This window comes from Pseudomonas rhizozeae (genome assembly GCF_031583775.1).
Classification (GTDB): Bacteria; Pseudomonadota; Gammaproteobacteria; order Pseudomonadales; family Pseudomonadaceae; genus Aquipseudomonas.
Genome location: NZ_JAVLSB010000067.1, coordinates 1 through 14,268, shown reverse-complemented (window position 1 = coordinate 14,268; position 14,268 = coordinate 1). Strand labels below are relative to the sequence as shown.

Below are 14,268 nucleotides of genomic sequence, written 5' to 3'. Positions count from 1 at the left end.
GTGGCTGGTCTAGATGTCATGACCACTGAAGATCACTGTGGGAGCTGGCTTGCCAGCGATGAGGCCATCAGCTTCAACATCGCTGCCGACTGACACACCGCATTCGCGAGCAGGCTCGCTCCCACAGGGTTTTGTGGCTGGTCTAGATGTCATGACCACTGAAGATCACTGTGGGAGCTGGCTTGCCAGCGATGAGGCCATCAGCTTCAACATCTCTGCCGACTGACACACCGCATTCGCGAGCAGGCTCGCTCCCACAGGGTTTTGTGGCTGGTCTAGATTTCATGACCACTGAAGATCACTGTGGGAGCTGGCTTGCCAGCGATGAGGCCATCAGCTTCAACATCCCTGCCGACTGACACACCGCCATCGCGGGCAAGCCCGCTCCCACAGGGTTTTGTGGCTGGTCTAGATTTCATAACCACTGAAGATCACTGTGGGAGCTGGCTTGCCAGCGATGAGGCCATCAGCTTCAACATCTCTGCCGACTGACACACCGCATTCGCGAGCAGGCTCGCTCCCACATTGACCAAGGTGTGTCAGACCCGCGATTTACGCCCGGCAAACGGATGGCTCGGGTCGTTGTAGCCTGGGGTCGAGGAGTGGCCGGTGATGACCAGGTCGTCGATGAAGGCTTCGTCTTCGGCGGTAAACACGTAGTTCAGCGCCGGAACGTAGTCGTTCCATTGCTCTTCGGTACGTGGCCCGGCAATCGCGGAAGTGATCAGTTTGTTGTTCAGCACCCAGGCCAGGGCGAACTGCCCCGGGGTGATGCCGCGGGCCTGGGCGTGGTCCTTGACCCGTTGCGCCAGGTTCAGCGATTCGGGGCGCCATTCGGTCTGGGCCAGGCGTTTGTCGTTGCGCCCGGCGCGGGTGCCTTCCGACGGTGGCTGGCTCGGGTCGTACTTGGCGGTCAGCACGCCACGGGCCAGCGGGCTGTAGGACACCACGCCAATCCCGTAATACTCGGCGGCCGGCAAATGCTCGTTTTCAATCTGCCGGTTGGCCAGGTTGTACAGCGGCTGGCTGGCGGCCGGGCGTTCGATGCCAAGCAAATCGGCGGTGCGGCTGAATTCCGCCAGCTTCCAGCCACGATGGTTGGACAAGCCATACGAACGGATCTTGCCTGCGCGAATCAGGTCCGACAATGCGCGCAAGGTCTCTTCCACCGGCGTGCTGTGGTCTTCGCGGTGCAGGTAGAACAGGTCGATGTAATCAGTGTTCAGGCGCTTGAGGCTGGCGTCCACCGACTGAATCACGTTATGCCGCGAAGCCCCGCGATCATTCGGCCCCAAGGCGCCCGGGTTGGGATTGACGAACTTGGTCGACAGCACCCACTGCGAACGACGGTCGGCAATCAGGCGGCCGACGCTCTCCTCCGACGCGCCGCCGTTATAGCCGTTGGCGGTGTCGATGAAGTTGATCCCTTGCTCATAAGCCTTGTCGACGATGCGCTTGGCCACGGCGTCGTCGGTCTGGCCGCCGAACATCATGGTGCCCAGGGTAATCGGCGAGACCTTGATGCCGTTGCGGCCCAGGTTGCGGTATTCGATAGCGCTCATGTTCACTCCCCTAATGGTCTTTCTCGGATGGTTTGAAATAACAGCTAGATCGCAAAACGCGACAACAACATGGCCACCGGCAGGTCCTGCCAGGCCGAATTCGTGTAAGGCACCGATTCATCGTCGGCCACCGGGTAACGCGGCACCGGCACCGAGCCGATGAGTTTTTTGGTGTAGTCGTGGCGGGCGTTTTTCCAGATGCCCTCGTGGGCGCCCTCCTCGACGATTTTGCCGTCGTGCATCACCAGCACGCGGTCGGCCATGTACTTGACCACCGACAGATCGTGGGAGATGAACAGGTAGGACAGGCCGAACTCCTCCTTCAAATCCGCCAGCAAGTTAAGAATCTGTGCGCGCACCGAGACGTCCAGCGACGACACCGCTTCATCGAGAATCACCAGCGACGGCCGCAGGATCAACGCCCGTGCCACACCGATGCGCTGGCGCTGGCCACCGGAAAACTCATGCGGGTACTTCCACACCGCCGAGGCCGGCAGGCCGACGCGCTGGATGATGTCGAGGATACGTCGGCTGCGTTCCTGCGCCTGCTTGATCCCGTGGTTCTTCAGCACACCGTCGAGAATCCGATACACGTTGTGCTTGGGGTTGAGCGAGCCGTAGGGATCCTGGAACACCATCTGCACGAACGGGCGATGGGCGCGCAGTTGCTTCTCTGCCAACTGCGCGATATCGCTGCCATTGAGCAGGATTTGCCCGGCACTGGAGCGGATCAGCCCGAGAATGGTTTTACTCAGGGTCGACTTGCCGCAGCCGGACTCACCCACCAGGCCGAGGGTTTCGCCGGGGCGAATCTGGAACGACACGTCATCGACCGCCGTCACCAGGCCCTGGCGGGTCTTGTACTCGGTACGCAGGTTGCGCACGTCGAGAATCGGCGCGGCATCGCTGCCCGGATCGCGGGCGGTGAGGTAGCGCGCATGGCTGTGCAAATCGAACTCGATCAGGCCGTTGGCGCCGGGCCGCACGTTGATCTCCGGCAGCGAGGCACTGGCGTAATGCGAGGGGCTGTCGAGGCGCAGCGAGGCACCGAGCAAACCTTTGGTGTACGGGTGCTGCGGCGCGGTGAAGATCGCTTCGGTGCTGCCGGTTTCCACAATCAAGCCGTCATACATTACCGCCACCCGGTCCGCCCATTGCCCGACTACGCCGAGGTCGTGGGTAATCAGCAGCAGGCCCATGGCGTACTCTTCGCTGAGTTCCTTGAGCAGTTGCAGAATGTGCGCCTGCACCGTCACGTCCAGCGCGGTGGTCGGCTCGTCGGCGATCAGCAAGCGCGGGTTGCAGGCCACGGCGATGGCGATCATCACCCGCTGACGCTGGCCGCCGGAGAGGTTGTGCGGGAAGTCGTCGAGGCGTGCAGCGGCGTTGGGAATCCGTACTTTCTTCAGCAGGGCCAGGGCTTCGGCGCGGGCATCCTTGCGTGACAAACCACGATGCCGACGCAGCACCTCGCCGATCTGCTCGCCAATACTCAGCACCGGGTTGAGCGACGTCATCGGGTCCTGAAACACCATGGAAATTTCGTTGCCGCGCAGGCCGCGCATCGCCGGATCGCTGATCGTCGACAGGTTGATTCCGTCGAAATCCACCGTGCCGCTGAGGTCGGCACGTCCGTCGAGCAAACGCATGATCGCCATGGCCGTGGTCGATTTGCCGCAACCGGACTCCCCCACCAGCGCCAGGGTTTCGCCCCGCGCCACCTGGAAGCTCACGCCTTTGACGGCTTGATAATCGCCGTAGTTGACCCGCAGATCGGCGACGTTCAGCAACGCCTGGCCGTGGTTGTCGATGTTGGCTACAGCGTTCATGCGGTTCTCCCGCGCAGGCGTGGATTCAAGGCGTTGATCAGGGCATCGCCCACCAGATTGAGGCTGAACACGGTGATCACCAGGATCAGGCCGGGGATGGCGGTCAGGTACAGGGCGCTGCGCAACATGTCGCGGCCGGTGCCGATCATGCTGCCCCAGCTGACTTTATTGGGGTCGCCGACGCCGAGGAACGACAGCGAGGATTCGGTGAGGATCGCCGAGGCGACTATCACCGAGGCGGTGATGATGATCGGCGGCAAGGCGTTGGGCAGCACTTCGCGGAAGATGATCCATCGCGTGCTGTAGCCGACGCTGCGCGCGGCCAGCACGAAGTCGGCGCTGAGCAAGGCACGGAACTCGGCGCGCACCAGCCGCGCCACGGTGTCCCAAGAGGTCAGGCCGATGACCACGGCGATGATACTGACCGTGGACTGGGTGATTGAGACCACCACCACAACCAACAGAAACGACGGTGTGGTCTGGAAGATTTCGATCAGCCAGGTCAACACCCGGTCGACGCGGCCGCCAAAATAGCCGGCCAGCGCGCCGATCAAGGTGCCAATCAGCACGCTGACCACCGCGGCGGTCAGCCCCACCAAGAGCGAGACGCGCGCGCCGTGGGCGATCCCGGCGGCCAGGTCGCGGCCCAGCGCATCGGTGCCGAGCGGGAACTGCCAGTCTTCGCCGGGCGGCAGCAGCGGTTGGGCGACCATGTCCAGCGGATCGCCGGGGTACAACAGGCCGGCGGCAAACGCCGTTAACACGATCAGCAGCAGCACACTCAAGCCGCCCACCGCACCGGGTGAACGCAGCAAGGCGCGGGTCACCGGCCAGCGGCTTTGGGATTCCACGGGTTCCGGCAGCATGTACTCCGTCTTGGGCTGTGGCAGCAAACGGCCAAGCAAGGTAGCGCTGAGTTGCTGGCGCCAGCCATTGAGCGGCGTGCGTTCGAGGGGTGGTCGTTCGTATGAGGGATTGTGCAGGTCAAGGCTCATGGTTCAGCGCCCCCTGGCCCGTGCCGCAATTCGTGGATCGAGGCGCATGTGCAGCAGGTCCACCAGGATATTGGCGACGATCACGATGAACGACGACATCAGCAAAATACCCAGCAGCACCTTGTATTCACGGGCCTGCACGGCTTCCAGGGTCAGCCGACCGATGCCGGGCCAACCGAACACGGTCTCCGCCACCGCCGCGCCGCCCAGCAAACCGCCCAGGTGCGCGCCGGCCACCGTGGTCAACGGCAACAAGGCATTGCGCAACACGTGCCGCCAAGTGATGCGCCACGGTGACAGACCCTTGGCGCGGGCGGTGCGCACGTAATCCTGGGTCAACACTTCCAGCACCGAAGCGCGGGTCAGCCGCGCATAAATCGCCACGAAGAAACTGGCGAGGGTCAGCGCCGGCAGGATCGCGTATTGCAGTTTGTCGGCGAATTTATCGAAGCCAGTCAACCCGGCGCCGATGGTGCCGTCGCCGCCGGCCGGCAACCATTCGAGCTTGACCGCGAACAGCACGATGGCCATCAGGCCGATCCAGAAACCGGGCGTGGAATACAACACGAACGCCAGCGACGACAGCACCCGATCCGGCCACTTGCCGGCCCACAGCGCCATCACCACGCCGATGCTCACCCCAGCGACCAAGGAAATCAGCAGCGCCAGGCCCATCAGCAACAAGGTGTTGGGCAAGCGTTGGCTGATCACCTCAAGCACCGGAATGCCGTAGCGCGGCGAGTCGCCGAGGCTCAGTTGTGACAGCTGGCCGATGTAGTCGCCGAATTGCGCCAGCGAAGATTTGTCGAGGCCGAACTGTTGGCGTAGCAATTGGGTGGTTTCGGCAGTGGCCGAGCCGGCTTCGGCGACCAGCGCATCGACCGCGTCGCCCGGCACCATCTGCAGCAGGATGAAGTTGAGGACAATCACGCCGATGGCCGTTGGAATGGCCCGAACAATCGCTCGAACCCCAGAACCCTGTACACCGGAATGAGCCCATTGAGTAATACGTCGATAAAGAGTGCTGACCGGCATTGAGTTCTCTACAAACAATCGAATTGAGCGGGACTGTTTCAACGGCCAACACTAATACAGTAATTTTTTCAGCTGAACACTGAGTAAAAAGTTCTAAACTTATTATCAACACAGGCATTGAAACTGCGTTTAACGTTATAACTCGTCTACTTGAATAATCAGGAAAACATCCGCTAGGCTCGCGATTCTGTTCTGATTCCCAACAGAACAACGACTCACCTCCCAGTTTAATAAAACGCCGCTTTGGTTCTAACCATAGAACCACTTTCAGCGCGCATTCTTATTACGTGTTTGAGCAAAGGTGCAGCATGTCGTTATCCAGAAGGATGTTTATCAAGGATTCCATGATCCTCGCGGCGGGCACCGGCCTGTTGAGCCAGGCGTCCGGGGTATTCGCCGCCGTCGACGGCAAGCAGACCTTGGTGGTCTCGCAATTTCCCGAGCCGACGGTGCTGACCAACGCACTGACCACCGACGGCACCATCTACACGGTCACCAGCAAACTGTTCGACGGCTTGCTCTCGTACAACGCGCAACGGCAACCGGTGCCGCGACTGGCGACCGATTGGCAAGTCAGTGCCGATGGCCTGGTCTACACCTTCAACTTGCGCCCCGGCGTCACCTGGCATGACGGCCAACCCTTTGGTGCGCAGGACGTGGTGTTCTCGCTGGAAAGCATCTGGCGCAAATTCAACTCCCGGGGCATCACCACGTTTGCCCCGGTGAGCAAGGTGGAAACGCCGACGCCGTTGCAGGTGGTGCTGACCCTGTCGACCCCGGCGCCGTACTTGCTGAGTGCGCTGTCATCCACCGATGCGCAAGTGTTGCCCAAGCATTTGTACGACACCGGCAACCCGCTGACCAACCCGCACAACATCAAGCCGATCGGCACCGGGCCGTTCAAGTTCGAGCGCTGGGACCGTGGTGTCTCGATCAACCTGGTGCGCAACGAACAGTATTGGGACCCGGGCAAGCCGCATCTCGATGCGCTGATTTTCCGCATCATCCCCGACCTTACCGCCGCCTCGGCCGCCCTGGAAACCCAAGCGGTGCAACTGGCCTCAGTGGCCCTGAGCAACGTCAAGCGCTTGCGCGGCATCAGCCAGTTGCAAGTCAGCGAGATCAGCGCGCCCTACTCCCCCGGCCTGGTGGGTTTCGAATTCAACCTGGAAAAACCGGTGTTCCAGGACGTGCGGGTGCGCCAAGCGTTCGCCCATGCGATCGATCGGGATTTCGTGGTCAAGAACATCTACTTCGGCTATGCGCAACCGGCGTACAGCACGATTCCGGCGAGCATGAGCGATTTCTACACTGACGACGTGCCGCGTTACCCCTTTGACCTGGCCAAAGCCGAAGCGCTGCTTGAAGAAGCCGGCTTGAAGAAAGGCGCCGACGGCGTGCGGCTGACGGTCTACAACGACCCCAACCCGGCCAATGAAACCTTGCAGATCGCCCATTACTTGCGCAGCAACCTGGCGAAGATCGGGGTGAAGCTGGTGATCCGCTCCCAGGACTTCCCCGAGTACGTCAACCGCGTCTACACCCGTCGCGATTTCGACACCACGCTGATCAGCGCCACCGCCGGCCCGGATCCGGTCATGGGCACCCAGCGTTTCTATCATTCGTCCAACTTCAAGCCCGGCATCGCCTTCTCCAATGGCGCGCGCTACGCCAACAAACGCGTCGATGAATTGCTCGACCTCGGCCAGGGTGAAGTCGATCCAGTCAAGCGCAAGGCCTGGTATGCCGAATTCCAGCAGATCGTGCTGACCGACCTGCCGAAAATCCCCATCGTCTCGCCCACCGTGGTGGTGGTCACGCAGAAACAACTCAAGGACTTCTTCAACTCCTCGGAAGCGCTGTACGGCAACTTTGCCGATGCGAGTTACCAAGCCTGAAAAGTCGCCAGCCACACCCCTGAACCCTGTGGAAGCGAGCCTGCTCTCGAAGAAGCCAGCTAGCACATCGGTGTTGACTGATCCGGCGCTTTCGCGAGCAGGCTCGCTCCCACCAGGGATGCTGGGCAACCCACCTTCACCGCTACACAGACACAGGATCCACCCATGACTCAAGCTCTGCTCGACACCCCACACCTGCAAGTCGCACCGCCCACCAGCCCGGCGCATATTATCCGCAGCGACGACGAGGCCATCGCCGTGGCGCAACGCTTGGCCGCGCAGTTCAAGCTCAATGCGCAGCGCCGCGATGTCGAGCGACAATTGCCCTGGCAAGAGCTGGAAGACGCCGCCCGCAGTGGTTTGCTGGCGATTCGCGTGCCCCGGGAATACGGCGGCGCCCACGTCTCCTACCTGACCCTGACGCGCGTGGTGGCGGCGATCGGTGAAGCCGACGCCTCGATCGGGCAACTGCTGCTGAGCATCATCCTCGCCTCCAGCGTCATCGAAGCGGTGGGCCGCGAAGAACAGAAACAGCTGTTCTTCGGCAAGATTCTGCAGGGCTATCGCTGGGGCAACGGCCACGCCGAGGGCGGCAGTTTGCCGGCGGGCACCACCCGCACCCGCATCACCCGCGAAGGCGATCATTACCGGGTCAACGGCGCCAAGGCGTACTCCACCGGCGCACTGTTTTCGCAGCTGATTTCCATCGGTTGCGTGGATGAAGACGGCCTGTCGAAAACCGCCGTACTCGACCGTCACGCTCCGGGCCTGACCATCATTGATGACTGGGACGGTTTCGGCCAACGCACCACCGCCAGCGGCACCCTGTTGCTGGACAACGTGCGGGTCGAACACAGCCATGTGCTGGATTCGGAACTGGGCAAAACCAGCGCCAACACCTACGGCATTCCCGACCTGTTCCACAGCGCCCTCGACCTGGGCATCGCCCGCGCGGCGTTCAAGGACACCCTCGATTACGTGCGCGAACACGCCCGCCCCTATGCACGCACCGGGGTTGAAGCGGTGGCGGAAGATCCGTATGTGCTGGCGATCATTGGCGACCTGCACACCCGGATCCACGCCGGCGAAGCGGTGCTGGAACGGGCGGCCGCGCTGTTCGACCAAGTCACCGCTGAACAAGGACCGGGCCCGTCGCTCAAGGTGTCTTCGGCATTGGCCACCGCGAAGATCCTCACCACCGAAGCGGCGCTGCTGGCCAGCAACAAACTGTTCCAGCTCGGCGGCGCCAGTTCGACCCGTCTCGAATATGGCTTCGACCGCCACTGGCGCAACGCTCGCACCCACACCGTGCACGACCCGGTAGCGTGGAAATTCAACCTGATCGGCAAGTATCACCTGCTCGGTTGAGCACCCTGCCCCACTCACCACCATAGGAGCGCGCGCCACCCTCAAGACTTTCACAGGCTGCAAAAGGACCGCATCAACCAACGGACTGCATCACTTCTTGCCAGGCTCGAACCAGCCAGCGTCGACTCACTACTGCACACACCGAAAAAATGCAGAGGCAATACCAGGCACATTCTCATGTCTTCACTTCCGTCCCGACGTCACACCCTCGGCGTAGTTTTTTCCATGGGCGCCGTCAGCCTGGCGCCGATTGACAGCGCCAAAGCCGAAACCGAATACGAGAAAGACCGACTGGAAACCGTGGTGGTGACCGGCTCCCGCGTCGAGACCACCGCACTCAAGGCCCTGGCCCCGGTGCAACTGATCAAGGGCGAAGCGCTGCGCTCTACCGGAGCCAGCGACCTGCGCCGGGCGCTGTCACAGGTGGCGCCGTCCTACATCAACATCAACAGCAATGGCGGCGCCCTGTCGAAAAACGTCGGCGGCTCGTCGTTGCGCGGGCTGTCGGGCAATCAAGTGCTGGTGCTGGTCAACGGCAAGCGCCGGCACGGCACCTCGATGATCAACAACAGCGGTGGCGCGACCCTCGGCTCGTCCGCCGCCGACCTCGGGCTGATCCCGATTTCCGCAGTGGAACGGGTCGAGGTGCTGACCGATGGCGCCGCCGCGCAGTACGGCTCGGACGCGATCGCCGGGGTGATCAACGTGATCCTCAAGTCATCGGCCTCCGGCGGCTCGGCGGACCTGTCCTACGGCGAGTACAACCACGACGTGTCCAAGGTCGGCAACCTCGGCGACGCCGGAGCGACCTACACCGGCGGCCTCAACTCCGGGTTTGCCCTCGGTGAAAACGGCGGCTTCGCCAACCTCAGCCTGTCGTACCTGAAGACTGGCGACAGCCACACCGTCGGCCCGTGGAAGCAGCCATCGCAGTCAATCTGGCAGATCTACGCCGCGCCCAACGACCCGCGTGAAGCTTCGGCCAATCGCAACGTGCCGGAAAACTACGAAGTGGTGCCGATCCAGGAAAGCACCAGTTTCGCCTACAACCTCGGCTTGCCGCTGGACGACAACCTGTCGCTGTATTCCTTCGCCACTTACAGCCCGCGCACCTCGGAAGCCAAGGGTTCGTTCCGCTCCGAGACCAATGCCACGGCCAACATCGTCACCACGCCGGGCGGCTACAGTTCGCGGCTGCAAACCAAGGAGGACGACCTGCAACTGAACGTCGGGATCAAGGCCGAAAACCTGCTGGGCTGGGCCTGGGACGCCGGGTTGAGCTACGGGCAGAACCGCGCCGACATCAACATTCTCAACACCACCAACCCGTCGTTCGGCGCGCTGATCCCGCTGCAAAACATGCACGCCGGCGACCTGGAATTTGCCGAGAGCATCGCCTCGCTGTCCGGCCAGCGCGCATTCGATACCGGGCTGTTCGAGCATCCGCTCAACGTCACCATCGGCACCGAGTACCGCTACAACAGCCTGGAGCTGGGCGCCGGCGAGTATTACTCCTACGCCGGCGGCGGTTATCGCTACCCCAACGACTACCCGGCGGTGAACCTGCGCGGACGCCTGGCCGGGGCCGGTTCGGCGTTCCTCACCGGATTCAGTCCGCAGTTCGAATTCGACGAGTCACGGCACAACACCGCGTACTACGTCGACTTCGCGCAGAAGATCACTGACAAGTGGGACAGCGGCGTCGCGGTGCGCTACGAAGATTACTCGGACTTCGGCGAGGCGGTGGCGGGCAAGTTTTCCAATCGCTACCAGTTCACCGACCAAGTGGCCGTGCGCGGCACCTTGAGCAATGGTTTCCGCGCGCCATCCCTGGCCGAACAGAACTACCAGAGCGCCACGGTGCAACCGGTCAACGACCCGATCACCAACACCTCGTACATCTCCTATTACTACGACACCCTGCGCCCGGATTCCCCGGCCGCCCAGGCCCTCGGCGCGAAGAAGCTCAAGCCGGAGAAGTCGACCAACGTCAGCTTCGGCCTGGTGTTCACCCCCACCGACCGGCTCTCGGCCTCGGTGGACGTGTACCAGATCGACATCCGCGACCGGATCTTCCTGACCGGTGCCTTCAACGGCTTCAACAATGCCGCCGTCGCCCAAGCGCTGACCAGTGCCGGGCTGACCAGCCAGCAGCAGGTGCGCTATTTCACTAACTTCGGCGATACCCAGACCCGCGGCATCGAGTTCAAGCTCGATTACGACGCCGACTACGAGCGCTTCGGCCGAGCACACTGGGGCCTGAGTTATGCGCGCAACCGCACCAAGGTCAAAAGCGTCGACGACCCAGCGGTGCTGACCAATGCCGGGCTGAGCCTGCTCGACCGCGAACGCATCACCCTGCTCGAAGAAGCCCTGCCGCAGAACATCGTGCGCGGCTCCCTCGACTGGCAACTGGGCAAGTTCCAGGTGCAACTGACCGAGCACTATTACTCGAAAACCCGTGCGGTCAACAACGTGCTCAACCGCGCCCAGGACTCGACGACCAGTGACTCGTTCATCACCGACGCGGCGATCAGCTACCTGGTGACCGACAACATGAAAGCCACCCTCGGCGCCAACAACCTGTTCAACAAACGCCCGCCGGATCAGCCCGACAGTCTGGCCTCGACCATCAACCACGAAGACCCGTACGCCAACCGCAACACGCCGTACGGAATTGGCGGCGGGTTCTATTACGCGCGCCTGAGTTACGACTGGTAAGCCTTGACCGGCCAGTCTCCGCCCACCGGCTCCCCGACTCGGGGAGCCCTCGTCTCAAAGGTCTATTGCATGGTTACCCGACGTACCTTCATCGGCTATTCACTGGCCTCCACCGCTGCGGTGGGCTTGCTCGGCCAGCGCTTGAGCTTCGCCGAGTCAGCCGGCGGCACCTTGATCATCGCGCAGAATCCCGAACCCACGGTGCTCACCACCGGCCTGACCACGGCGCCGGCCACCCAGTTGATTTCGCCGAAAATCTTCGACGGCTTGCTCTACCTCAGCCCGAGCAACGGCCCGCAACCGCAATTGGCGGAGAGCTGGAGCTTCAGCCCCGACGGCCTGCAAGTCACCTTCAAACTGCGGCCCGGCGTGTTATGGCACGACGGCCAGCCATTCACCTCGGCGGACGTGGCGTTTTCGGTGATGGAAATCTGGAAAAAATACAGCTCCCGCGGGCGCTCGGCGTTCCCCAATGTACAAAGCGTCGACACCCCCGACCCGTTGACCGCGGTGTGGAATTTGTCGAGGCCAACGCCCTATCTGCTCAGCGCCCTCAACGCCCGGGATTCGCAAGTGCTGCCCAAACATCTTTACGCCGGCACCGACATCCTCAACAACCCGGCCAACACTGCGCCTATCGGCACCGGGCCGTTCCGGGTCAAGGAGTGGGTGCGCGGCAACTACCTGACCCTGGAGCGCAACCCGAGCTACTGGCAGAGCGGCAAGCCGCTGCTGGACCAAGTGATCTACCGCTTCATCGCCGACCCGTCATCGGTCTCGGCCGCCCTGGAAACCGGCGCGGTGCACGTGGCTTACGCCGACACCTTGTCCAACAGCGAAATCAGACGCCTGAAAACCAACCCGGCACTGACCGTGCACGACCGCCTCAACACCTACGGCGGCACCGGCATCATGGCCTTTGAGTTCAACCTGCAACGCCCGGAATTCCAAGACCTGCGCGTGCGCCAAGCCTTCGCCCATGCGATCGACAAGGAATTCATCCTGAAAAACATTCTGCTCGGCCAAGGCACCACCGCCGACTCACCGATCCCGAAGAACTTCCCGCAGTTCTACAGCGCCGAGGTCCCGCAGTACCCGTTTGACCTCAAACGCGCCGAAGCCTTGCTCGAAGCAGCGGGCCTGAAACGCGACAAGGACGGCGTCCGCCTGCGCATCAAAAACGACCCAAGCCCTTCGGCGGTGTACCAGCAAACGGCGAACTTCCTGCGCAGCAGCTTCGGCAAAATCGGCGTCAAACTGGAGATTCGCAACCAGGACTACGCGCAATTCATCGACCGCATCTACGGCCGCTACGACTACGACACCAACCTGTCCCCCGCCTCCACCGCACCCGACCCGGCGATTGGTTTGCAGCGGTTTTACTGGTCGAAGAACATCCAGTCCGGCGTCGCCTATTCCAACGCCACGCATTATTCGAATGCCGATGTCGACGCGTTACTGGAACAGGCCCAGGTGGACAATGACCCGCGGCGGCGCTGGGCGCTTTATCGCCAGGTGCAGCGGAAAGTGCTGGAGGATTTGCCGCGGATTCCGATTATTTCCAGTGAAGACGCGTTACTGGCGCGCACCGGGGTACAGAACCTCACGGACTCGACGGGGGGTGGGTTTATCGGGAATTTGAGTAATGTGCGGTTGGGGTAGAGGTTGGCTGAGCATGGGCCCTGCAAAGCTGTGCTGTGGGAGCGGGCCGGCTCCGGGCGGCGTTCCGACGAAGGCGCCGAGCCTGCTGGCAAGTTTCTCGAAAACACCATGGACTCTGTGGGAGCTGCGGTGCGACGATTCGACTTGCCAGCGATGGCTTTTTATCAGGCGCTAAATATTTGGCAGGTGCACATATCCATTCTTTTGGTGACGGCTGATATAGGTTCCGCTCTTACAGCGGGTCACTTTGAAAAGCCCAAAGTAACCAAAGGCTTTAATCCCCTCCATTCGGTGCCTCGCCTAGGCTCGGCATACCTTCACTCCGGCCTTGCTCCGTGGGCCCGCCGCCATCGGCCATCCCTGGCCGGGGGCGGCTAACCCGGCATCCATGCCGGGTTGCCCACTGCGCAAGACCTGCGTTCAGCCTCTGGTTAACGGGGCAGAGCAGATCAAAAGCCAGATCAAAAGCTGTGCGCCTCGGCGGCCTTATAGCCGACCTGGTCTTGGGTTGTACGCATAATTCTGTGGGAGCGAGCCGGTTCCAGGCGGTGTTCCGACGAAGGCGTCAAGCCTGCTGATGAACGTCTCGAAAACACCATAGGCCCTGTGGGAGCTTGGCTTGCCAGCGAAGAGGCCATTGCAGGCACTAGAAATCTATCGTCTGACACACCGCCTTCGTCGGAACGCCGCCTGGAACCGGCTCTCTCCCACACTTTTGACCTGAGCATATCCGGAATTTATTGGTTGCCTGGCAGGCCGCTTTCGCGAGCAAGCCCGCTCCCACAGGTTTGATTGGGTACATCCGCCAGTAATTAGTTGGTTGGCAGGCCGCCTTCGCGAGCAGGCTCGCTCCCACATTTCGATTGGGTACATCTGGTAGTGACTGGTTGGCTGGAGGCCGCCATCGCTGGCAAGTCGAATCGTCGCACCGCAGCTCCCACAGTGTCCGCGTGTACCCACAGAATTGCGTACACCCACTAGGTCGAGTGTCAGCTCGCCGCGCTTCTGATCTTGATCTTGCTGTTGCTTTGGCTTTTGATTCACCCGCCCCGTCGGGAGGCTGAGTGGAGGCGTTCATCCGGGGATTGGCGCGCAGCGCCGCATGACGCAGTCATGCTCATCGCATGTAGGTGCCAGCGAAGCCAACCGGAGGGCGATGCCCCCGGATGAATGCCGGAGCGAAGGTACCCCGAGCCTA

General features: G+C 62.0%; 8 protein-coding genes. 4 read left to right on the top strand and 4 right to left on the bottom strand.

Annotation, left to right across the window (positions count from 1 at the left end; all coding sequences use genetic code 11):
• Nucleotides 1–539: 539 nt before the first annotated feature.
• From RG836_RS23510 to RG836_RS23495, 4 genes are read right to left on the bottom strand one after another with little or no spacing between them, the layout of a single operon-like run.
• Entirely contained in the window at nucleotides 540–1,562 is a 1,023-nt protein-coding gene (locus RG836_RS23510; RefSeq protein ID WP_310849983.1) for an aldo/keto reductase, read from the bottom strand.
• 44 nt (nucleotides 1,563–1,606) lie between these two features.
• Nucleotides 1,607–3,391 carry an ABC transporter ATP-binding protein gene (locus RG836_RS23505; RefSeq protein WP_310849981.1) on the bottom strand — a complete coding sequence of 595 codons (1,785 nt, stop codon included), beginning with the start codon at nucleotides 3,389–3,391 and terminating at the stop codon, nucleotides 1,607–1,609.
• Entirely contained in the window at nucleotides 3,388–4,386 is a 999-nt protein-coding gene (locus RG836_RS23500) for an ABC transporter permease (RefSeq protein WP_310849980.1), read from the bottom strand. Before RG836_RS23500 ends, RG836_RS23505 begins: the two co-directional genes overlap by 4 nt.
• A 3-nt stretch (nucleotides 4,387–4,389) precedes the next feature.
• Nucleotides 4,390–5,421 (bottom strand): ABC transporter permease, encoded by a 1,032-nt coding sequence (locus RG836_RS23495; protein WP_310849979.1) that lies wholly within the window; start codon nucleotides 5,419–5,421, stop codon nucleotides 4,390–4,392.
• 308 nt (nucleotides 5,422–5,729) lie between these two features.
• On the opposite strand from RG836_RS23495, the gene RG836_RS23490 reads away from it, so the two are divergent.
• From RG836_RS23490 to RG836_RS23475, 4 genes are all read left to right on the top strand, one after another.
• Nucleotides 5,730–7,319, top strand: coding sequence for an ABC transporter substrate-binding protein (locus RG836_RS23490; protein WP_310849977.1), 1,590 nt, complete (start codon nucleotides 5,730–5,732; stop codon nucleotides 7,317–7,319).
• A gap of 165 nt (nucleotides 7,320–7,484) precedes the next feature.
• On the top strand, nucleotides 7,485–8,687 hold the full coding sequence (locus tag RG836_RS23485) for an SfnB family sulfur acquisition oxidoreductase (RefSeq protein ID WP_310849975.1): 1,203 nt from the start codon (nucleotides 7,485–7,487) through the stop codon (nucleotides 8,685–8,687).
• A gap of 177 nt (nucleotides 8,688–8,864) precedes the next feature.
• Nucleotides 8,865–11,408 carry a TonB-dependent receptor plug domain-containing protein gene (locus RG836_RS23480; protein WP_310849973.1) on the top strand — a complete coding sequence of 848 codons (2,544 nt, stop codon included), beginning with the start codon at nucleotides 8,865–8,867 and terminating at the stop codon, nucleotides 11,406–11,408.
• A gap of 69 nt (nucleotides 11,409–11,477) precedes the next feature.
• Nucleotides 11,478–13,070 carry an ABC transporter substrate-binding protein gene (locus RG836_RS23475; protein ID WP_310849972.1) on the top strand — a complete coding sequence of 531 codons (1,593 nt, stop codon included), beginning with the start codon at nucleotides 11,478–11,480 and terminating at the stop codon, nucleotides 13,068–13,070.
• Nucleotides 13,071–14,268 lie beyond the last annotated feature (1,198 nt).

Coding starts and splice junctions, on each gene's coding strand:
- RG836_RS23505 (WP_310849981.1), bottom strand. CDS start 3,391: ATGAACGCTGTAGCCAACATCGACAACCACGGCCAGGCGTTGCTGAAC.
- RG836_RS23480 (WP_310849973.1), top strand. CDS start 8,865: ATGTCTTCACTTCCGTCCCGACGTCACACCCTCGGCGTAGTTTTTTCC.
- RG836_RS23485 (WP_310849975.1), top strand. CDS start 7,485: ATGACTCAAGCTCTGCTCGACACCCCACACCTGCAAGTCGCACCGCCC.
- RG836_RS23475 (WP_310849972.1), top strand. CDS start 11,478: ATGGTTACCCGACGTACCTTCATCGGCTATTCACTGGCCTCCACCGCT.
- RG836_RS23495 (WP_310849979.1), bottom strand. CDS start 5,421: ATGCCGGTCAGCACTCTTTATCGACGTATTACTCAATGGGCTCATTCC.
- RG836_RS23500 (WP_310849980.1), bottom strand. CDS start 4,386: ATGAGCCTTGACCTGCACAATCCCTCATACGAACGACCACCCCTCGAA.
- RG836_RS23490 (WP_310849977.1), top strand. CDS start 5,730: ATGTCGTTATCCAGAAGGATGTTTATCAAGGATTCCATGATCCTCGCG.
- RG836_RS23510 (WP_310849983.1), bottom strand. CDS start 1,562: ATGAGCGCTATCGAATACCGCAACCTGGGCCGCAACGGCATCAAGGTC.